The following is a 22,085-nucleotide window of genomic DNA, read 5'->3' as shown; positions in this document are numbered from 1 at the left end:
TTTAAAGGCGTTTATTTTATGATTGTATAGCGTTCTCCTTCTTTTTTCCATTTCGCTTCCATCACTATACATAATTTATTTAGGGTTTCATTTAATGGACTAGTCATGTTCAGGTTACCATAGAATGCTTTCGAAGACAGTTCCTGATCCAATTGAATTTTTATGTTGTACTGGTTTTCTAAGTCGCTGCCAACTTCCTCAAGTGTTGCTCCTTTGTATTCATATAAGCCTAATCGCTTGCTCAGGAAGGTTGAGGCATCAGGATAGTTCAGCTTTGTGATTTTTGATGTCATCTTATCAACGGTAATTCTTTGATTGGCCGTTATTGTATCTCGCTGGGTATTGTTTTCGGTATTTAGGGCTACAGCTACTCTTCCTGTAACCAGTGTTACATCGATAGTATGTTGTCGAGCGTATGCGCTAACATTAAAACTGGTACCCAGTACAGTTGTACTTACCTCTCCACTTTTTATGATGAATGGATGTTTGGTGTCATGGCTTACTTCAAAGAAAGCTTCACCATCAAGTGATACCAATCTTTCGGCTCCTTCAAATTTATCAGGATAGCTTAATTTACTGTTTGGGCTAAGCCATACTTTGGTGCCATCGGCGAGTTGTAATTGTTTACGTTGGTTTGAAGCTGCGGCTAACTGATATTTTGGGGCCGTGTTAAATATTTGGGTAATGGCTGACCGGTAAAAATATGCGCCTGTAAATAGTAGGAGCAATGCTGCAACACCAATCCATTTTTGTAAACCAAGGTAGGGCTTCCTGGTAGGGTGTAATTTTACTTGTTGAGCTTCTGTTTTTAGGAATGGAGGAATTAAACCTTCTTCCGGCAAAGCATTCGTTTGATCCCAGGTGTTGGACATTAAAGCCAGTAGTTCCAGATCTGTATTGCTTTTATTTAGCAAGTCAAAGAATTGTTTAAGTTCTGTGGCGTTACACTGGTTGTTCAGGTATAGGCTGTATAAGTATTTTAATTGCTCTTTTTCTTCCACGGTTTAATAATTTAGCGAGCCCTTTTACGAAGCTCGTTTATTACAATACAATTGAAAAAGGGGAGGGGACTAGTGCGGGCGAAAATAATTTGATGAAGCAATGATAAAGCAAACAATGCTTCCATGTTTATTTACATAACTGCGGATGAATTTTGTGGCTTCTACCATATGGTTTTTTACCGTATTTTTTGAAATGTTCAATTTTTCAGCGATTTCATCATGACTCATCTCTTCATTACGGCTCATCTGGTAGATGATTTTTTTTTGAGGAGGCAGGTTCTCGATGGCTTCATCGTAGGTTTTTAGCAGTTCTTTTTCCAGTAGATTGTCTTCTGTCGTATTACGGATGGTTTCAATGTAATGGAATATTTCATCTTGCAGACTTTTTTCGCGCGCTACCTTTTTAAGATGATTGAGGACGTGATTTAGGGTGATTTTTTTGAGGTAGGCACTAAAGTTTAAATCGGTATTGATCTGTTCTTTCTTTTGCCATAACCTGATAAAAACTTCCTGAACAATCTCTTCTGCAGTTTCAGACGACTTACACAGATTGTAGGCATAAAGGTACATTTTGCTCCTGTACTGGTTGTAGATTTGTGCAAATGCCAATTCATCGCCATTTCTGAGCTTAGTCAGCAGCGTATGATTTTCAGGAATATCTGATTGGTCTGTAAACATGGAGCTCTATTGCGCTCAATGTTAAATAAATTTTTCTATACAAAAAAATGAGAGCGTAATAGATGACTGACATAGGGTTGTCACAGCCCGATCTATATTTGCTCCATAAATCATCGAAAAATGGAAAAGCAAACACTCAGATCATTTCCTGTTATAGGAATTACAGTACGAACTAGCAATGCTGAAGGGCATGCGGCAAAAGATATCCCTGAATTGTGGGCAAGGTTTTGGGCAACTGATATTTCTGCAAAAATACCTGGAAGGATAGGTGACGATATTTACAGCGTGTACACTGCCTATGAGGGTGATTATACACAACCCTATACTACGTTGATTGGTTACAAGGTAGAAAACCTGGATCATATCCCCGAAGGCTTTTCAGGGTTGTTAATTGAAGAAGGACCATATATGAAATGTACTGCTAAAGGAAATTTATTGCAAGGTGCGGTATTCGATGCATGGCTGGAAATCTGGAATGCTGAGATTCCAAGAGCGTATACGGCTGATTTTGAGGTGTACGGAGAGCGTTCCCGAAATCCGGAAGATGCAGAAGTTGATATTTATCTGGCAGTTAAGTAATCAGAGCTTTAAATTTTTACTAAGTTTGAATATACTAACTCATAACTTATGGTAAAAATAAACAGATCAATAGGGATTCCGGCACTCGCTGGAACAATCTTATTCCTGGCTGCCTGCAGTAATTCCGACGTTAAAACGGGCGAACTTCAGTCTGGGATTATCCTTAAAAACATGGATACCACTGCGGTGCCAGGCAATAACTTTACAGAATATGTTAATGGCACCTGGATGAAAAGCACTAAAATTCCTTCGGATAAGGCGTCTTTTGGTGCAATGGCTATTTTAGCGGATAAAACACAGGATGATGTAAAAGCTATTATTGAAACAGCTGCAAAAAGTAACTCGAAAGATGGTTCGGAAGAACAGAAGATCGGTGACTTTTTTGATTCCTATATGAATATGAAAGTGCGCGATTCGATTGGTTTGGCACCTTTAGCTCCAGAATTCAAGAAAATTGATGCACTTACATCCAATAAAGATCTTGCCGCTTATTTTGCTTATGCGAATAAGATTGGCTTTAAAATTCCTTTCGGTCTTGGGGTGATGGAAGATTTCAAAGATCCCAAAAAATATATGTTGTATAGCTGGCAGGGTGGTTTAGGCTTGCCTGACAGGGATTATTACTTGCTTACTGATGCAAAATCAAAGGAGATCCGCGACAAGTATGTTTTGCATATCGAAAATATGTTGAAGATTGCTGGAATACCTGATGCTGCTAAGAAAGCAAAAGAAATCATGGCTTTGGAAACCTTACTTGCTGCTAAGCATATGAAAAAGGAAGATACCAGAGATATGGCAGCTTTATACAACAAGTATGCGGTTAAGGATCTGAATAAGCTACTTGCTGATTTCGATTGGAATACTTTGCTTGCTGATGGTGGTATTAAAGGTGTAGATAGCTTAGTGGTAACGCAGGTGGCTTACACTAAAGACCTGACTGCAATTTTGAAAAACACGCCAATTGACACCTGGAAAAACTATTTGAAATGGGGCGTGATTCATGGCGCTGCGACTTCCTTAAATACGGCATTGGATAAAGAAAACTTTAACTTTTATGCAACAACGCTTAAAGGGGTTAAAGAAATGAAGCCACAATGGCGCAGAGCGGTAGATGTGGTAAATGACAATCTTGGCGAAATGGTGGGTAAGTTATATGTAGAGAAACATTTCCCATCGGTAGCTAAAGAGCGCATGTTGAAATTGGTGGAGAATCTTTTAAAAGCTTATGAATCTAGCATTAAAGAGCTTGACTGGATGAGTCCGGAGACTAAAAAGCAGGCTTTGGTGAAGATTAGTAAGTTTACGCCTAAAATCGGTTATCCTGATAAATGGAGAGATTACAGCACTTTGAAAGTGGTTAAGGGTGACCTTTATGGAAATCAGTTACGTGCAACCGAATTTGAATACAACAGAACCATCAATAAATTGGGTAAACCTGTTGATCGATCTGAGTGGGGCATGACTCCGCAGACGGTAAATGCATATTATAATCCGCCAATGAATGAAATTGTATTCCCAGCGGCAATTTTACAACCACCATTCTTTGATATGAATGCTGATGATGCTGTAAATTATGGCGGTATTGGTGCGGTAATTGGACATGAGGTTGGCCATGGTTTTGATGATCAGGGTAGTACTTTTGATGGTGATGGTGTGATGCGCAATTGGTGGACTAAGAAAGACACTGAAGAGTTTAAGAAAAGAACCAGCGCATTGGTGGCCCAATACAATGGCTTTAAAGTTTTTCCTGATTTGAGCGTAAATGGAGCGTTTACACTAGGCGAAAACATTGGTGACCTTGGTGGTTTAAGCATTGCATTAAGAGCTTATAACGCGAGTTTGAATGGTAAACCAGCTCCGGTTATGGATGGGTTTACTGGCATACAAAGAGTGTTTATTGGCTGGGGACAGGCCTGGTTGAATAAATCTACTGAGGAGAACTTGAGAAATCAGGTTGGTACCGATCCGCATTCGCCTGCTAAATTTAGAGTGAATGGTGTGGTAAGGAATATACCTGAATTTTATACTGCATTTAATGTGAAACCTACGGATTCATTATATCTTGCCCCTGATAAAAGGGTTAAAATCTGGTAAGGGATTTAATAGTCCAGTAAAAAGGGTCTGTATCATTTTGCGTGACACAGACCCTTTTTTGTATAGTCGTCGTGTTTAACTGGTGATATAGCTTTCCAATTGAGAAATGGTTTGTTTCTGATCTTCGATAATGAATTTCACCAAATCTCCGATAGATACCATCCCATGTAGTTGATCGTTCTCCATTACTGGTAAATGCCTGATGTGTTTATCAGTCATGATACCCATACAAAACTCAATGGTATCTGAAGTTGATACTGTAATTGGGTTTGCTGTCATGACTTCTTGTACAGAAGTTTCGGCAGAAGATTTACCATGTAGGATAATCTTTCGGGCATAATCTCTTTCCGTAAAAATACCTTTTAGACTTCCTTCGTCCATCACAAGTAGGGAACTAATGTTCTTTTCCATCATTACCTTCAGGGCGTCTAACACAGAAGATTGTTCGGTTATTGAGAAGATTTGAACCGATTTGGTGTTGAGTAGTTGTTTTACAGTCTTCATAAGAGATTCATATTTAGCTAATTAAATTTAACTAAAAAAATACAGAATCACAACATCACTTATAAAAACAATAAAAATAGTAGTTTGGCTAAAGTATCGATAAGATATCGTCTACATACTTTCTGTCATTGGCCAGTCGCGGTACTTTATGTTGCCCACCTAGCTTTCCTTTCGATTTTAGCCAGTTGTAAAATGTATTTGCAGGTGCATTATGGACTTTGGGTCTGCGCAGCGCAAGATCTTTAAATCGCTTTGCATCGTAGTCAGAATTCACGTCCCTTAGCGTTTGATCCAGCACATCTACAAACTTTTCAAAATCATTTGGCTGTTGGTCAAATTCTATGATCCATTCGTGGCCGCCTACTTCTTCTCCTTTAAAATAGATCGGGCAGGCGGTATAATCTTTAAAAACCGCATTTGTTTCGGTACAAGCTTTGCAAATGGCTTGCTCTGCATTGTCAATAATAACCTCTTCTCCAAAAGCATTGATAAAATGCTTGGTTCGACCGGTAATTTTAATGCGGTAAGGAGAAAGGTTGGTAAACTGTACAGTATCTCCAATCATGTAGCGCCATAAGCCACCATTGGTAGAAATGATGATCGCATAATTCTTATTCAACTCCACTTCAGCAAGTGATAGTGTCCGAGGATGCTCGTCCTCAAGTTGCTCTAAAGGCAAGAATTCGTAATAAATTCCATAATCCAGCATCAATAGCATTTCATCAGAATTTACTTCGTCCTGTATGCCAAAAAAGCCTTCCGAGGCATTATACGTTTCCAGGTAATACATGTCATTACATGGAATCAGTTCTTTAAATTGTTCTCTGTAAGGTTTAAAGTTAACGGCACCATGTATGTAAAGTTCAAGATTTGGCCATACTTCCAATAAATGTTTTTTGCCAGTTATTTCTAAAACTTTTTTGGCTAGAACGATGGTCCAGGTAGGTACTCCGGCAATATTGGTTACATTCTCTTTTATCGTTGCCTCTGCCATCTTTTCCATCTTTTCTTCATAATTGTCCATCAGGGCAATAGAAATGTTTGGCGTGCGGTAGTATTCGGCCCATACCGGCAGATTTTTGATGAGTACAGCTGAAAGATCACCGTAAAAAGAATCTTCATTCAGCTGATTAATCTGGTGACTTCCACCCAATACCAAGCCTTTTCCTGTAAGAATCTGGTTGTGGGGCCTGTTGTTGCAAAAGATGGATAACATGTCCTTTCCGCCTTTAAAATGGCATTCCTGCAAAGATTCTTCAGATACTGGGATAAATTTACTTCTGTCGCTGGTTGTGCCTGATGATTTGGCAAACCATTTAATCTCCGAAGGCCAGAGAATATTTTGTTCCCCCTTAAGCATACGTTCAATGTAAGGCTTTAGGGTATCATAGTTTTGTATGGGTACTCTTTCTTTAAATTGCTGCGGGCTAAGGATTGACTGGTAATCGTATTTTAATCCCCATTCTGTATATTCCGCGCTGGAAATCAGTTTATGAAACCATTCTTCCTGTACATCATGTGGGTACTTCATAAAAAGCTCGATCTGATGAACTCGCTTTTTCATATACCAGGTGAAAATTGAATTTACAATTGCCATGCGTTGGATTTTGAATAAGGATTAAAGGTTTTTTTTACGAAGCACGAAATTAGAACCCAGGTACACCCTTCTTACCATTTCATTGGCAGCAAGGACTTCTGGCGTGCCTGATTCGAGGATTTTACCTTCAAAAAGTAAGTAAGCCCTATCGGTAATAGACAGAGTTTCCTGAACATTATGGTCTGTAATCAATATTCCTATATTTTTTTGTTTGAGTTTAGCTACAATCGTCTGGATCTCCTCAACTGCAATGGGATCGACACCGGCAAAAGGCTCATCTAAGAGGATAAAGTTGGGGTTTGCAGCAAGTGCCCTTGCGATTTCTGTTCTCCTTCTTTCTCCGCCCGAAAGTAGATCGCCTCTATTTTTACGCACCTTATGTAAGCTAAACTCACTGATTAGCTCTTCTAGTCGCTCATGACGTTCTTCCTTATTCAATTGGGTCATCTCTAAAATGGCCATGATGTTATCTTCTACAGATAATTTCCTGAATACGGAGGCTTCCTGAGCCAAATAACCAATTCCCTTTTGCGCCCTGCGATACATTGGGTCGGTAGTAATGTCTTCGTCATCTAAAAAAATCGTGCCTTCATTAGGCTTAATCAAGCCAACAATCATATAAAATGATGTTGTTTTCCCTGCTCCATTTGGTCCTAGCAGACCAACAATTTCTCCCTGGCTCACACTAAACGAAACGTCGTTAACAACGGTACGCTGCTTATATTTTTTTATTAGATGCTCAGCTCTTAATATCATTTATATATATTAATTATTGATTTTTATTCCTTTAATATTTAACTGTAAGCGTTTTTGGTCCTTCCAAACATTCTCTTCAATTGTATAACAAACGGAAAATGGTTGGTTTGGTTGTAGCAAAGGTTCAAATTCTTCTGCCATCCCAAATCCGATACATTCAAAAATAGGGGAATTTTGTTGTTTTATGGTTAATTTTAAATGTTTTGTGCCTACCACAAATGGGCGTCCTACAAAAGTTACGTCATTTGTCACAAATATAGGCGCCGGATTATGCGGGCCAAATGGGGCCATTTGCGCAATAATACGCTGAAACTTTCCATCTATTTGCGAAAGCCGAATTTCATTGTCAATCTTTATTTCAGGACAAAGCAGGTCATCTGTAATTGTAGCTTTTACAATCTCTTCAAAGCGGTCTGCAAAAGTCTCAATATGCTCTGGCTTCATGGTTAAGCCAGCGGCAAATTTATGCCCCCCAAATTGCACCAGCAGATCCACACAGCCCAATAAGGCCTCATATAAATCAAATCCTGCTACAGAACGGGCAGAGCCGGTTAATAAGCCATTTGATTTTGTGAGCACAACAGTAGGGCGATAATAGGTTTCTGTTAGTCTCGAAGCAACGATCCCAATTACTCCTTTATTCCAGCTTTCGTGATATACAACAGTTGTTTTTTTACCCACCAGGATCTCACATTCACCAATTAAAGCCAAAGCTTCAGCGGTAATGCTCTGATCTGATGTTTTACGATCTGTATTTTGTAAATTGATAAGTAAGCTTTGTTCTAGGGCCAGATTGTCTTCGGTACACAACAACATTTTAACGGCTTGATTTGCATGGTCCATTCTTCCGGCAGCGTTGATGCGGGGAGCAAGGGTAAACACCACATCAGTAAGTGTATAATCCTTGTTCTTGCCTGATATGTCCATCAATGCCTTTAAGCCCATACATGGGGCTGTATTTAGCTTAATCAATCCATGGTAGGCCAATATCCGGTTTTCGTCTTCTACAGGAACAATATCAGCGGCAATACTCACCATCACCAGGTCAATATATCTTTCGTATTGCGTTGCTGGTAATTGATGTGTGATGCAATAAGCCTGTGCCAATTTAAAGCCAATACCGCAACCGGCTAGTTCTTTAAAAGGGTAGGGGCAATCTTTACGCTTAGGGTCCAGAATGGCTATAGCTTCAGGTAGTTCATCACCAGGTAAATGGTGGTCGCAAATGATAAAATCTATACCTAAGGTATTTGCATAAGCGATTTTATCTGTCGATTTTATCCCACAGTCAAGAGCAATAATTAAACTAAATCCTTCGGTTTTTGCATAATCTATACCTGTAGTAGAAATTCCATAGCCTTCTTTATGTCGGTCGGGGATGTAATAAGCGATGCGATCTGTAAACTGGTTAAAAAAACTAAATGCCAGGGCTACAGAAGTTGTTCCATCAACATCATAATCACCATAAATCAGTATTTTCTCGTCTTTGTTTAGCGCGGTATCTATCCGCTCAATAGCCTTGTCCATATCCTTCATTAAAAAAGGATCGTGCAGTTTGGCTAGCTCAGGTCTGAAGTATTCGCGGGCATCATCGAAGGATGAGATGCCTCTTTGTACCAAAATTTGTGCTAAGCTCTTATCTATATTTAATTTTTGTGCAAGCAAGTCTGTTGTTTCAGGATTTCCTTGGACAGCCTGCACCCATCTTTTCTTCATTGTTATCTGTTTGTTTATCAATCGTTATGAATTTTGCATGACCGTATAGTTGTTATTTATGAACCGGAAGTTCATGCAGGTTCCATATCTTTGCAATGATTCGTAAATATATCATTTAATTTCTGCTTAAAATAACTACGCCATTGCAAGTTTTCACTTTATACGAAGGTTCTTATTCTGTTGCTGCGGATAAGAAGTTTGTCCCTTTTAATCCGGAGACAGATGATCCTAAAAGTCGTCCCGCATCTTTGTTTATTCATGTGCAGCCCTTTTTGGTAAAATTAAATAATTCATTGATCCTATTTGATACCGGGCTTGGGTATAGTAATGATAAGGGACAATTGATTTTGCATGAGAACATTAAAAAAGCAGGGTTTGATCCCGAGGATGTGGATATGGTACTGATGTCTCATTTACATTTTGACCATTCTGGAGGCATGATTCATCACCTTGGAGGTAAGATAGAGTTGAGCTTTCCGCATGCCAATTATGTCATTCAACGTGGCGAATGGGAGAGCGCCTTTACCAATAAGTCTTCCTCTTACAAGACAGAGATATTCGAATTTCTTCAACGTAATGCGCAGCTTACTTTTATCGAAGGTTCTGGACAGTTAACGGATGAGATTAGTTACGAATTGACTGGAGCTCATACTCCTTTTCATCAGGTTTACTTACTGGATGATGGAGTTGATAAGGTGTTTTTTGGCGGGGATGTATTGCCTGAACCTGAAGAACTGTTAAGGAAATTTATAGCTAAGTACGACTTTGACGGACGGAAAGCGATGGAATTAAGGGAAGAGTTTGGAATAAGGGCTGCTGCCGAAAACTGGAATTGCCTGTTCTATCATGGAAAAAGCAGAGCCACAGGTTATGTTAGCCTAACAGACGGACAGTTTAAGATTTCGTAGTCTTGGCTAAGCCAGTAACTTAAAAAGTTCAATTAATCTTTCTATAGATAAGGGTTTAGAAATAAACCCTTTCACCTTTGCATAGGTTTTTGCTTTCTCTATATCATTCTCGTATACCGAAGAAGAAAGCATATACATATCTACTTTTTTGGTCACGTTTAGGGCTTCATAGGCGTCCAGAAACTCCCAACCATTCAATACCGGCATGTTAATGTCAATAAGAATAAGTTGCGGAAAGTCGGTATGACCAAATGTAGCTTTTAAATGTTCAATAGCTAAGAGGCCATTTGCTTTGGCTACCATATTGACATTATAGCCCGTCTTTTCAACTATCTTTTTGATGATAAAGATGTTAATGTCATCGTCATCAATAACGAGAAGGTTAATTTTATTATCCATCATAAAGTTGATTGGCCCCTTGCCACAAAGTTGGTGTTCCTATAAAGTTATGAAATATGTATGTAAATTGTTTATGTAGCAAACATTTATTTTATCATAAAAAAAAGCCATTACTAATAATGGCTTTTTTATTTCGCTAGAGAACTTATTTCGTGGCTATTAGTTTTATGGAAAGATCAAAATCATCATAGATCATTTTGTCACCTATATCAGGAAACATACCTTTAGACCTAAATTTAATGCCATATTTTGTACGGTCAATCGTAATCTTATCCGCAGTAGCGCTTACTGAACCATCAGCATTCCAGGCGATAAGAGCAGGGAAAGTAATTGAATTTGTAACATCTTTAATTGTTAAATCTCCGGTTACGTTTACAATATTTCCAGTTCCTGCAGTAATTTTTTTAATCACAAAAGTAGTGGTAGGGAATTTATCTACACCAAAAAAATCATCGGCTTTTAAGTGTTTTTCCAGATTGGCACTTTTATCAGCATCTTTTATGGTAGTCATATTGATCACGAAATTTCCGCCTGCTAGTTTTTTGCCGTCAAATTGAAGGCTTCCTGACAGAAGATCGATTGTTCCATTATGACTGCCAGTTAATTTTTTACCTGTCCAGGTTAGTGAAGATTTCTCTACATCAACTTTATAAGTAACAGGTTTTAATACAGGGGCTATAAAAGCCGATGAAATGATTACTAATACAAGTAATGCTACCGAGCTGAGTTTTATTTTCATTGTTTTACGTTTTTAAACCTTTTGATATAGTTAGAAAGTAAATATATCAAAAGGTTTAGCCGATGAAAAACTAATTATACTTGTTCTTCCATATAGCTTTCAATTGGCGGACATGCACAAACCAGTGATCTGTCTCCAAATGAATCGTTAACTCTACCCACAGATGGCCAGAATTTGTAAGCTGCTACATAAGGCAACGGAAATGCTGCTGTTTGTCTGCTATAATCATGGTTCCACTCATCACCTGTAACTACAGCTGCTGTATGTGGTGCATTTTTTAAAGGATTGTCTACTTTGTTCAGGTCACCTTGCTCAACCGATGAAATTTCTTTTCTGATGGCAATTAAAGCATCACAGAAACGATCAAGCTCATGCTTAGGCTCGCTCTCTGTTGGCTCAATCATTAAGGTTCCAGCCACAGGGAAAGATACAGTTGGCGCATGGAAACCATAATCCATTAAGCGTTTAGCAATGTCAACCACTTCAATTCCGTAGTTTTTAAAGCCCCTGCAATCCAGGATCATTTCGTGCGCACAACGTCCATTAGCTCCAGAATATAATACTGGGTAATGTTGCTCTAAACGCGCTTTCATATAGTTCGCATTTAATATGGCATATCTGGTAGCATTGGCTAAGCCATCTGCACCCATCATAGCAATATAAGCATGAGAAATGATTAAGATAGACGCTGAACCCCATGGTGCAGAGGATACAGCATGAATAGATTTTCCATTGTCAATGTTTACCACAGCATGTCCTGGTAAATAAGGAACAAGGTGTTTTGCTACACCAATCGGGCCCATACCTGGACCGCCACCACCGTGAGGGATACAGAATGTTTTATGTAAGTTTAAGTGACAAACATCAGCGCCAATGTTACCTGGGCTAGTTAAACCAACCTGAGCGTTCATATTTGCACCATCCATATAAACCTGTCCACCATTCTCATGGATGATGTTACAGATGTCTATAATGCTTTCCTCAAATACACCATGTGTAGAAGGGTAAGTTACCATTAAACAAGAAAGGTTTGCTGCATGTTCTTCAGCTTTAGCTTTTAAATCAGCAACATCAATGTTTCCGTTTTCTAATGATTTAACAATGATAATCTTCATTCCTGCCATAGCAGCAGAAGCTGGATTAGTACCATGCGCCGATGAAGGAATTAAGGCAATGTTACGGTGTGCATCACCACGATCATTGTGGTAAGCTCTGATCACCATTAAACCTGCATATTCACCTTGTGCTCCTGAATTTGGTTGTAAACTCATTGCGGCAAAACCGGTAATTTCGCTTAACCATTTATCCAATTCATTAAAGACCGTATAATAACCTAAAACCTGATCTGCTGGTGCAAACGGGTGTATTTTACCAAACTCTGGCCAGGTAACTGGGATCATTTCTGTAGTTGCATTTAGTTTCATGGTACATGAACCCAAAGCAATCATGGAATGGCAAAGTGAAAGATCTTTTGCTTCTAAAGATTTGATGTAACGCAACATTTCATGTTCTGAACGATGCGTGTTGAATATTGGGTGCGATAAGTAATCAGATGTACGTTGTAAGGCCGCAGGAATTACAGTCTCCACGTTTTGATCATCCATTTCTACTGCATCAGCAGCAACGCCTTTTACTTTTGCAAATATTTTGGTTAACAATTGAATGTCTTCAGCCGAAGTAGTTTCATCCAAAGCTATGGTAACAATACTGCCATTGTAATGCAGGTTGATTTCATTGTTTAAGCATTCGCTGTGGATAGAGCCAGCAAGATCACCCAGATCTAATTGGATTGTATCGAAATATGCTTTGTTAAGTTGTTTATATCCTAATTTTTCTAGTGATTTAGCTAGGGTAACAGCCAGTCCATGTGTACGCTCAGCAATTAGTTTTAAGCCTTTAGGACCGTGGTAAACAGCATAAAAGCCAGCCATAATCGCTAATAAAGCTTGTGCAGTACAGATGTTAGAGGTTGCTTTATCTCTGCGGATATGCTGCTCTCTAGTTTGTAAAGCCATACGCAAAGCGTAATTGTTGTTGCTATCTATCGTTACACCAATAATACGGCCTGGGATAGAACGTTTGTACTCGTCTTTAGTCGCAAAGAAGGCTGCATGTGGACCACCAAAGCCCATCGGTACACCAAAACGTTGTGAAGTACCCACTACAACATCAGCACCCCATTCTCCCGGAGGAGTTAACAAAGTAAGACTTAATAGATCAGCTACAACAGTAACTTTAACGTTTTTATCATGTGCTTTTTGTGCAAAGCCGGTATAATCAAATACCTCACCATTACCAGCAGGATATTGGATGATGGCACCAAAGAACTCATCGCTAAGTTCAAATGATTGGTGATCACCGATTACCAACTCGATGCCATAAGGATTAGCACGGGTTTTTAGAATATCTATAGTTTGAGGGAACAACAATTCAGAAACAAAGAATTTTGTAGCCCCTTGATTTTTACGCAGACTGTATTGCATAAACATAGCTTCAGCAGCAGCAGTACCTTCATCTAAAAGAGATGCGTTTGCAATTTCCATTCCGGTAAGGTCGATCACCGTAGTCTGGAAGTTTAACAAGGCCTGTAAACGGCCTTGTGCAATCTCAGCCTGGTATGGCGTATACTGTGTATACCATCCTGGATTTTCCATTACATTACGCAAAATGACACCTGGAGTGATGGTGTCATAGTAACCCTGGCCGATATAAGATTTGAAAACTTTATTTAAAGAAGCTGTTTGTTTTAGTGCTACAAGGTAATCTTTTTCAGATTTAGCCTTAGGCAAATTCAACGGTTGCTTTAACCTGATTGTTTGTGGTACAGTTTGTGCAATCAGTTCGTCAATAGAACCTACCCCAATGGTATTTAACATTTCATTGGCATCCTGTGTATTAGGTGCAATGTGACGGTCTTTAAAGTCCTCTTTGTAATGAATATTTAAGCTCATGAAGTCTATGAATAAAAAGTTGCGCAAAGGTAATAAAAAATACCCTTAGCTTCAGTCAAAAAGACTTCATAAAACTTTTATGTATTAATGCTTCAATTGTTGCAGGTACATTTGTATGGTGTTTTCAAGGCCTAAGTAAAGTGCATCGCTGATTAATGCATGACCAATGCTGACCTCAAGTAAGCCGGGAATACTTTGAGCAAAATACTTCAGATTGTGCAGATCAAGGTCGTGCCCTGCATTAATGCCCAAGCCAAGTTCATTGGCTTTATGTGCCGCTGCAACATAAGGTAAAACTGCTTTTTCTCTGTTGTCGTAATAATTATGTGCATAAGCTTCGGTGTATAGCTCAATCCTATCTGTCCCGGTTAAAGCAGCAGCTTCAATCATTTCTACAACCGGATCTACAAAAATAGAGACCCTTATGCCTGCCGATTTGAATAAGCTAACCATTTCTTTTAAATAGGCTGCATGTTTTATGGTGTCCCATCCGTGATTAGAGGTAAGTTGTCCATCTGCATCTGGCACTAAGGTTACTTGAGCAGGCTTGTTTGCCAAAACAAGATCTACAAATTTTTCCTCTCTGCAGTTGCCTTCAATATTAAACTCTGTAGCAATTACGGCTTTTAAATCGAAAACATCTTGATAGCGAATATGCCTTTCATCAGGTCGTGGGTGTACCGTTATTCCTTCAGCGCCAAAACGCTCACAATCTAAAGCTACTTTTACAAGGTCCGGATTATTGCCACCTCGGCTATTGCGAAGCGTAGCTATTTTGTTGATATTTACTGATAGATGTGCCATGCACAAATATAAAAGAAATAACTATGTCCATACGATCTCTATTTGTTTTTATTGCCTTTATCAGTGTTTACAACATCAGCTACGCTCAAGAAACCAAAAGTATTTTTAAAGGGTATCCTGTTATTGCTCATTCAGATACGCTGTTTTTTGTTAAAAATAAATTAGGCTCTTTGTCTGCCGTCGAAAGGGCCGAAAGAACCTCTGCGAAAGTAGTCGCGCTGTCCGAAGACCTGCTTTTTGTGTCAGATTCATTAATCACAGTGAAAGACTCGGCGCTGATCGATATTGCTTACAAGGGTGATGTGCTGTTAAGTTTATCGAAGACAGATGCCGACTCGGTAAGAATGGATCAAGAGGTGATGGCTAAGGCTTATCGAGATATTGTTGCTGAGAACATAAGTACATATAAAAAGGATACAGATGTCACAGAGTTATTAAAGCGAGGAGCATTAGGATTGTTCATCATTGCCATTATGGTGATGTGTATCTATTTTTTAAATAAGTATTCAAACCGGTTTAATGCCTGGTTGCGTGTTAAGCTTCATGCCAGAATTTCTGGCTTTAAGATTAAAAATTATGAGCTGATTAACTCTAAAAATGAGCTCTTCCTGATCAAAAAGGTATTGAACCTGATTAAGATTGTCGTCATATTTATCCTGGTTTACCTTACCCTTCCTATTGTATTCCGGCTCTTTCCATGGACCAAGCCCTGGAGTGATAGTTTGATCGGATTTGTACTTAATCCTTTAAAAAATATATTTAGCGCAATAATCGACTTCATCCCCAATTTAATTACCATAGCAGTGATAGTTGTCGTTTTTCACTATATAAAAAAAGTGATTCGGTTTTTCTCTAATGAGATTGCCGCCGAGCGATTAAAGATCAATGGGTTTTACCCAGATTGGGCGAAGCCAACGTATAACATTGTGAAGATCGTACTAAATGCATTTATGATTGTGGTGATTTGGCCTTTTATTCCAGGCTCAAATTCTGAGATATTTAAAGGTGTTTCTGTGTTTTTAGGAGTACTGATCTCATTTGGGTCTTCATCAGCGATTAGTAATGGTGTTGCCGGGATGGTTATCACCTATATGAGGCCATTTAGGATTGGCGATGTGGTTAAGATTGGCGAAACCACTGGGGCTGTTCAAGAGAAGTCCCTGTTGGTAACGCGTGTCTTAACCTTTAAAAATGAGGTGATCACCATTCCCAATAGTGCGATACTAAATGGGAATACTGTAAATTATAGTAGTCTGGCTGCACAGGATGGCCTAATTGTTCATACTACAGTTACGTTGGGCTATGATATTCCCTGGGCTACAGCGCATGAATTGCTGATCAATGCAGCTTTGGCTTCGGAAGGGGTAGTTAAAGAAAAACAACCTTTTGTGTTGCAGACAAGTTTGGAAGATTGGTACGTGTCGTACCAATTGAATGCTTATATCAGTAATCCTAAACGGATGCCGGCTATTTATTCCGAAATTCATAAAAACATTCATACTGCATTTGATACAGCGGGTGTGGAGATTATGTCTCCTCATTATCAGGCGATCAGAGATGGGAATGCCAGTACTGTTGTGAGTCCGGAGAAAGCATAAATAATTTTAATGAAAAAGGGATGCAATTTTATAATTGCATCCCTTTTCTATTTTTAACAGATTTAGTATCCGTTGTTACGGTTAGTATCTGTAAGCTTCAGGTTTAAACGGACCTTCAACTGGAACACCGATATAATCAGCTTGGTGTTGATCTAAAACATCAAGTTCTACACCAATTTTAGCTAAATGTAAACGTGCTACTTTCTCATCTAAATATTTAGGAAGAACATATACTTTGTTCTCATATTTATCTGTGTTAGTCCAAAGCTCTAATTGGGCTAAAGTTTGGTTTGTAAATGAGTTAGACATTACAAAACTAGGGTGACCAGTTGCGCAACCTAAGTTTACCAAACGACCTTCAGCTAATAAAATGATGTCTTTACCATCAATAGTATACAAATCTACTTGAGGTTTGATTTCTATTTTAGTATTGCCGTAGTTTTTGTTTAACCAAGCAACGTCAATCTCATTGTCGAAGTGACCAATGTTACAAACGATCGCTTTGTCTTTCATGGTTTTGAAGTGCTCAGCACGAACAATATCACAGTTACCAGTAGTGGTTACAATGATATCAGCTTCTTTAACAGCTGTAGCGAATTTTTTAACTTCATAACCTTCCATTGCAGCTTGTAGTGCACAGATCGGATCAATTTCTGAAACGATTACACGTACACCTTGTGAGCTTAAAGATTCTGCAGAACCTTTACCTACATCACCATAACCTACTACAACAGCAACTTTACCAGCCATCATTACGTCAGTAGCACGACGGATCGCATCAACTAACGACTCACGGCAGCCGTATTTATTGTCAAATTTAGATTTAGTAACTGAATCGTTTACATTGATTGCAGGTAAATGCAAAGTGCCATTTTTCATGCGCTCATATAAACGGTGTACGCCTGTAGTGGTTTCTTCAGATAAACCTTTGATTGCAGCAATCAGTTCAGGGAATCTATCGAATACCATGTTAGTCAAATCACCACCATCATCTAAGATCATGTTTAATGGCTGGCGCTCAGGACCGAAATGTAAAGTTTGCTCGATACACCAGTCAAAGCTCTCTTCATCTAAACCTTTCCAGGCGTAAACCTGAATACCTGCAGCAGCAATAGCAGCAGCAGCATGGTCTTGTGTAGAGAAAATGTTGCAAGATGACCAAGTCACTTCAGCACCAAGTTCTACTAATGTTTCAATTAAAACCGCAGTCTGGATGGTCATGTGTAAGCATCCTGCAATGCGGGCACCTTTTAAAGGTTTTGATGGTCCGAATTCTTCACGTAATGACATTAAGCCCGGCATTTCTGCCTCTGCCAATCCGATTTCTTTGCGGCCCCATTCTGCCAGTGAAATGTCCTTAACTTTGTAAGGAACGTAAGTTGTCTCTACTGATGACATATTTTTTTTTGTTTAAATGAAGTGCAAATTTACGGCATTCCTTTGCCAATTACAAAAAAGCATTTTTGGAATTAATAACTTCCCTCTATTGAAATCAAATGAGCGTCAATATCTTCCGCTAGTTTTTCATAAAAATTATTAGCTTCAAAATCCTTAAGAGGAACTATTTCGTCAAGATATTTGCCATAAAAGCTTTTTATCAAATACTTAACCTGGTCTGGACGATCATCGTGGTGTCCTGCAGCTTTTGTTGAATACACATTCAAATGGCATACATATAGATAATGATTTCCATTGTATTCAAAGCTTTTAATTTTTGAGTCCAATTTATTAGGATCCATTTCTAGGCGGAACAGGGGCTGGGTTTTAGTATTCATCATCTCTGTAGTTTAATTTATGCTTTTCAGAATGAATTTTAAAGGTATACTTTCTCCTCCAAATAGCAATGGTGCAGCAGGTCGTTAACTAACCGTTCAAAGTAATTTAATGGTAAAAACTATCTCCATAACCCGCTAGACCTTTGATGCTAACTACAAGTGCTGTACATTTGTATATTCAAATAGGAATTATAAAAGTACTTAAAGCATATGTATCCAGAATATTTAGTAGAACCAATGCGTGCAGAACTTACTAAAGTAGGTTTTGAAGAATTAAAAACGGCAGAAGATGTTGATAACGCTATCAGTGGCGAAGGAACTGTATTTGTTGTTGTAAACTCTGTATGCGGTTGTGCCGCTGCAAACGCGCGCCCGGCAGCAAGACTGGCAGCAGCTAATGAAAAACATCCTGATAAACTGGTTACAGTTTTTGCAGGTATGGAAAAAGAAGCAGTAGATAGAGCAAGAGGTTATATGATGCCTTTTCCTCCTTCATCACCAGCAATGGCTTTATTTAAAGATGGTAAGTTGGTTCATATGATCGAGCGTCATCAGATTGAAGGTCGCCCGGCACAAATGATTGCAGATAGTTTGATCGGTGCATTCGATCAGTATTGCTAATCGTTTAAACGAAAGATTTATGAAAAGGGCTATCTGAAAAGATTGCCCTTTTTTTATTTAGTAAGAAAGATGGTGTAAAACTTTCCTGTACAATTCATCAGGTAAAAACGGTTTGATCACGATGTCATCAATCCCAGCCTCCGCTACCCTTAATTCTATTTCCTCAGGCAAGTTGGCCGTAAGTGCAATAATAGGGGTAATAACCCCATTTTGACGCATTTTGGTGCTAGCTTCATAACCATCCATTACTGGCATATGTAAATCCATCAATATCAATTGATGCTTGTTTACATCGAGTTTGTCTAATGCTTCCTGACCATTTAATGCAACATCTATAGTTGCACCCCAGCGCTCTAGATATCTTTGCGCCACAAGCACATTCATTAGGTTATCTTCAACCAGTAAGATATGGATACCAGTAAGTAGCTGGTCACTTTCATTTGGTAATTGTTCCAGTTTATTAAGCTCTAGCGTTTTTAGGCTCTTATCAAAGGTCTGTACAAAATAAAATGTAGATCCTTTTCCTACGTAACTAACCAGGTTTAGGGATGAGTTTTGAAGCTCTAGTATGCGTTTGCAAATAGATAAGCCCAGACCAGTTCCACCGAACCCTCTGGAGGTAGAAGAGTCGGCTTGTGTAAACCTTTCAAAAATAACACGCTGTTTATCCTTTGATATGCCAATACCCGTATCTGTAACTTCAATGTTTAGCGTTATAGTATCATCCGTTTGCGCAATCACTTTTACGCCTACCTGTACAAAGCCATGGTTTGTAAATTTTATAGCATTGTGTACCAAGTTGGTAATCACCTGAGATAGGCGGGTAGGGTCGCCCAGTAGTCTGTTTTTTAGGTCCGTGTCGACATTTAGTGTCAAGCCAATACCCTTATCATTTGCTGCCCCCTGTAGTCCTGAAACAATATTCCCAGCAATGGAAGCTACATCCATCTCAATGCGCTCAAAGGAGACTTTTCCTGCTTCAATTTTATTGAGGTCTAAAATGTCATTTACTATCGATAGCAGATTGTTTGCAGAGAAAAGCATTACATCCAATTGCTCTTTTTGATCATCCCTGGGGGTATTTTTTAAGAGCAGGTGACTCATGCCAATAACTGCATTTAACGGAGTTCTGATCTCATGACTCATGGTGCTTAAAAACTCACTTTTTGCTTTTAATCCTTGTTCTGCCTCAACTCTCGCCTTTTTCAATTTAAATGAAACCCGATGTGAAAGTATAAGTGATTGAAGAAAGAAAAAGCTAATGTAGAAAAGGAAGCTAAGTAATTGGAATTGAGGGATTATTGACCAGTAGTGAAACAGCGATATAGCGAAAACCGGCATCAGTGCAAATGAACTCATCAAAGTATAAATGGCTCCGGGCCTTTTCCTGATGTAGGCCAACATATATACATAAGGCACATAGACCAGGCAGAATATCATCACTGCAAGAAAGGGATTCATTAATTGAGTAAAATAGATCGGGGCTAAGAAAAGTGCCGCTAAAGAAAAACCAAAACAGAGTAAGCAAAAGGCTCTTATAATATCAATATTCACTTCGGCCGGGTAAAGGTAGCGCGTGTACAAGGCAAATAATCCTATGCCTAAAAACAGCGTTAAATACTCAAGGCGTACTGTTAAGTACCAATTGACATGGGGTAAAACCGTATGGAGTTCATAGTTGTCTATTCCGACAATTCTGTAGCTATAAACTATCGAGAATAAGGCGAATAATAAAATGGCTTTATCTCTGTTGCCCATTAAATAAAGGCCTAAAAAGAAAAATCCACCCATGATCAGGCAACCAGTTAGCAATAAATCAATAGCTTCTGATTGTTTCCTTTTTAGAATAATATCTTCTTTATCTCCTATCCACATCGCTTTTTTAATGCCGCCCTTGCTATGTGTAAAGTTTGCGATCTGTAGCAATAGGGTTAAGGTATCTGCGTTACGTGGTAACTCTACTGTTTTATATTCCCAGTAGGGGACAAAATCTTTAGCAGTTGTGCTCACATGCCCATTGGATGCCATTTTATGTCCATTAACAAACAAACGGTAGGCGCTGTAAACTTCGGGCATCGCAATTCTTAAAGGGTTGTCGCTTTTAGGGAGCAAAATGGTCAGCTTGTAAGTTGCAAAACCTTTAGAGGGAAAGCTTTTACCATTTATTTCGTCTGTCCACATAAAAGGAAAATTGACCAGCTTTCCTGGGCTTAGCTCAGGTTTATCAGGCATTAAAAATTCATTCCAATAGAATAACCACTCGCCATTAAGTGCAATTTTATGGTCTAACAATTGATCTCGTAGGTCTATTACACCATTTTTTGCAAGGGGAGCTGTTGCTTGAGATTTTGCAAAAATGGAACTTGAGAAGCAGTAAAGTACCAGTAGTGTGCTATATATATACTTTTTTATCTTCAAAAGAATTATTGAAATACTTAGTTAATGATATTGAATTAATTGATTAATGATTTTGACGCCAATGTATGGTGATTAAGAAGTTTATAGCAAGGAAATTAGAAATCCTTATTCAGTAATTTTTCAAGCTCTCCAAATGAGACATTCATTCGTACTCTTCCTTGTTTGGCATAGGCAATTTCACCCGTCTCTTCTGATATGATAACGGCAACTGCGTCCGTGGTTTCCGACACGCCGATGCCGGCGCGATGGCGCAGACCAAATTGTGGCGGTAGCTTATCATTATCGGTTAGGGGAAGGATACAGCTCGCGCTTTTAATTTTATTTTCAGCAATAACAACGGCGCCATCATGAAGGGGGCTATATTTCTGGAAAATACTTTCTAGTAAGCGCTTTGATATTTTAGAGTCGATGAGCTCGCAGCTATTGGCAAAAAGTTGGTCGTCGTAAAATTTGACAAATACAATTAAGGCACCTGTCCTCGACTTTTTCATGCTTTTGCAGGCATCAATAATGGGCTTAATTCTAATCAGGTTGTTTTGTTCGATGTTTTTGCTGCCAAACAAATATCCCCACCATGCCTTGTTTTGCTGTAAAAAGGTATTCTTTCCAATGAGTAATAGAAACCGACGTATTTCGGGTTGAAAGATCACGATCAACGCGATAATTCCCACACTCATAAATTGATTGAGAATACCGGAAAGTAGGCTCATGTGCAGCGCATCTACTATCCAATGTATCGCCAGTATAATCACCATACCCAGTAAAAGATTTACGGCAAGGGTATTTTTGATGAGGTTATAAATGTAATATATGATAAGCGCAACAAGAATTATGTCTACTGCATCTGTAACGGTAATCTTTAAGAAATCGAATTCAAGTGTTTTCAATGTGTCTAATTGTTGTTTTGCAAAAATGCATCAGCTTAACTACTGCCAAGTTAGGAATTT

At 38.8% G+C, this 22,085-nt stretch carries 19 protein-coding genes; 5 read left to right on the top strand and 14 right to left on the bottom strand.

Annotation, left to right across the window (positions count from 1 at the left end; genetic code table 11):
- Positions 1–11: 11 nt before the first annotated feature.
- Both EZ444_RS22080 and EZ444_RS22075 read right to left on the bottom strand, forming a co-directional pair.
- Complete coding sequence (locus EZ444_RS22080; protein ID WP_131611428.1) at positions 12–1,001, bottom strand: FecR family protein; 990 nt, start codon at positions 999–1,001, stop codon at positions 12–14.
- A gap of 69 nt (positions 1,002–1,070) precedes the next feature.
- On the bottom strand, positions 1,071–1,679 hold the full coding sequence (locus EZ444_RS22075; RefSeq protein WP_131611426.1) for an RNA polymerase sigma factor: 609 nt from the start codon (positions 1,677–1,679) through the stop codon (positions 1,071–1,073).
- Positions 1,680–1,799: 120 nt separating this feature from the next.
- On the opposite strand from EZ444_RS22075, the gene EZ444_RS22070 reads away from it, so the two are divergent.
- Together EZ444_RS22070 and EZ444_RS22065 are read left to right on the top strand one after the other, a co-directional pair.
- The gene (locus tag EZ444_RS22070; protein WP_131611424.1) at positions 1,800–2,258 is read left to right on the top strand and encodes a GyrI-like domain-containing protein; all 459 of its coding nucleotides are present in this window, start codon (positions 1,800–1,802) and stop codon (positions 2,256–2,258) included.
- 48 nt (positions 2,259–2,306) lie between these two features.
- Positions 2,307–4,352 (top strand): M13 family metallopeptidase, encoded by a 2,046-nt coding sequence (locus EZ444_RS22065; RefSeq protein ID WP_131611422.1) that lies wholly within the window; start codon positions 2,307–2,309, stop codon positions 4,350–4,352.
- A gap of 75 nt (positions 4,353–4,427) precedes the next feature.
- On the opposite strand, the gene EZ444_RS22060 is transcribed toward EZ444_RS22065, so the two are convergent.
- The 4 genes from EZ444_RS22060 to recJ form a co-directional block, all read right to left on the bottom strand.
- On the bottom strand, positions 4,428–4,856 hold the full coding sequence (locus EZ444_RS22060; RefSeq protein ID WP_131611420.1) for a CBS domain-containing protein: 429 nt from the start codon (positions 4,854–4,856) through the stop codon (positions 4,428–4,430).
- Positions 4,857–4,944: 88 nt separating this feature from the next.
- Positions 4,945–6,453, bottom strand: a complete 1,509-nt coding sequence (locus tag EZ444_RS22055; protein WP_131611418.1) for a GH3 auxin-responsive promoter family protein — start codon at positions 6,451–6,453, stop codon at positions 4,945–4,947.
- 21 nt (positions 6,454–6,474) lie between these two features.
- Complete coding sequence (gene lptB / locus EZ444_RS22050; protein ID WP_131611416.1) at positions 6,475–7,209, bottom strand: LPS export ABC transporter ATP-binding protein; 735 nt, start codon at positions 7,207–7,209, stop codon at positions 6,475–6,477.
- Positions 7,210–7,218: 9 nt separating this feature from the next.
- Positions 7,219–8,925 carry a single-stranded-DNA-specific exonuclease RecJ gene (gene recJ / locus EZ444_RS22045; protein WP_131611413.1) on the bottom strand — a complete coding sequence of 569 codons (1,707 nt, stop codon included), beginning with the start codon at positions 8,923–8,925 and terminating at the stop codon, positions 7,219–7,221.
- A gap of 143 nt (positions 8,926–9,068) precedes the next feature.
- Between recJ and EZ444_RS22040 the strand changes: the two genes are divergently transcribed.
- On the top strand, positions 9,069–9,833 hold the full coding sequence (locus EZ444_RS22040) for an MBL fold metallo-hydrolase (protein ID WP_131611411.1): 765 nt from the start codon (positions 9,069–9,071) through the stop codon (positions 9,831–9,833).
- 6 nt (positions 9,834–9,839) lie between these two features.
- Here EZ444_RS22040 and EZ444_RS22035 read toward each other — a convergent pair whose 3' ends face one another.
- From EZ444_RS22035 to EZ444_RS22020, 4 genes are all read right to left on the bottom strand, one after another.
- The gene (locus tag EZ444_RS22035; RefSeq protein WP_131611409.1) at positions 9,840–10,235 is read right to left on the bottom strand and encodes a response regulator; all 396 of its coding nucleotides are present in this window, start codon (positions 10,233–10,235) and stop codon (positions 9,840–9,842) included.
- Positions 10,236–10,377: 142 nt separating this feature from the next.
- Positions 10,378–10,971 (bottom strand): YceI family protein, encoded by a 594-nt coding sequence (locus tag EZ444_RS22030; RefSeq protein WP_131611407.1) that lies wholly within the window; start codon positions 10,969–10,971, stop codon positions 10,378–10,380.
- Positions 10,972–11,045: 74 nt separating this feature from the next.
- Positions 11,046–13,922, bottom strand: a complete 2,877-nt coding sequence (gcvP, locus tag EZ444_RS22025) for an aminomethyl-transferring glycine dehydrogenase (protein ID WP_131611405.1) — start codon at positions 13,920–13,922, stop codon at positions 11,046–11,048.
- Between the two features lie 84 nt (positions 13,923–14,006).
- Positions 14,007–14,726 carry a pyridoxine 5'-phosphate synthase gene (locus EZ444_RS22020; protein WP_131611404.1) on the bottom strand — a complete coding sequence of 240 codons (720 nt, stop codon included), beginning with the start codon at positions 14,724–14,726 and terminating at the stop codon, positions 14,007–14,009.
- Between the two features lie 23 nt (positions 14,727–14,749).
- Here EZ444_RS22020 and EZ444_RS22015 point away from each other — a divergent pair, with 23 nt between their 5' ends.
- Positions 14,750–16,324, top strand: coding sequence for a mechanosensitive ion channel family protein (locus EZ444_RS22015; protein WP_131611402.1), 1,575 nt, complete (start codon positions 14,750–14,752; stop codon positions 16,322–16,324).
- A gap of 81 nt (positions 16,325–16,405) precedes the next feature.
- Here EZ444_RS22015 and ahcY read toward each other — a convergent pair whose 3' ends face one another.
- Entirely contained in the window at positions 16,406–17,722 is a 1,317-nt protein-coding gene (gene ahcY / locus EZ444_RS22010) for an adenosylhomocysteinase (protein ID WP_131611400.1), read from the bottom strand.
- A gap of 71 nt (positions 17,723–17,793) precedes the next feature.
- A complete protein-coding gene (locus EZ444_RS22005) occupies positions 17,794–18,102 on the bottom strand; it encodes a hypothetical protein (protein WP_131611398.1) in 309 nt (102 codons plus the stop codon).
- A 207-nt stretch (positions 18,103–18,309) separates the two neighbouring features.
- On the opposite strand from EZ444_RS22005, the gene EZ444_RS22000 reads away from it, so the two are divergent.
- Positions 18,310–18,720, top strand: coding sequence for a BrxA/BrxB family bacilliredoxin (locus tag EZ444_RS22000; RefSeq protein WP_090782897.1), 411 nt, complete (start codon positions 18,310–18,312; stop codon positions 18,718–18,720).
- Positions 18,721–18,777: 57 nt separating this feature from the next.
- Here the strand turns inward: EZ444_RS22000 and EZ444_RS21995 are convergent, their stop codons facing one another.
- Positions 18,778–21,138 carry an ATP-binding protein gene (locus EZ444_RS21995; protein ID WP_131611396.1) on the bottom strand — a complete coding sequence of 787 codons (2,361 nt, stop codon included), beginning with the start codon at positions 21,136–21,138 and terminating at the stop codon, positions 18,778–18,780.
- A 95-nt stretch (positions 21,139–21,233) separates the two neighbouring features.
- Entirely contained in the window at positions 21,234–22,025 is a 792-nt protein-coding gene (gene cdaA, locus EZ444_RS21990) for a diadenylate cyclase CdaA (RefSeq protein ID WP_131611394.1), read from the bottom strand.
- Between the last annotated feature and the right edge of the window lie 60 nt (positions 22,026–22,085).

It is taken from the genome of Pedobacter hiemivivus, from assembly GCF_004331685.1.
GTDB classification, from domain to species: Bacteria; Bacteroidota; Bacteroidia; order Sphingobacteriales; family Sphingobacteriaceae; genus Pedobacter; species Pedobacter hiemivivus.
Note: the sequence above shows the minus strand (reverse complement) of the source record. Positions and strands in the feature narration are given on the sequence as shown.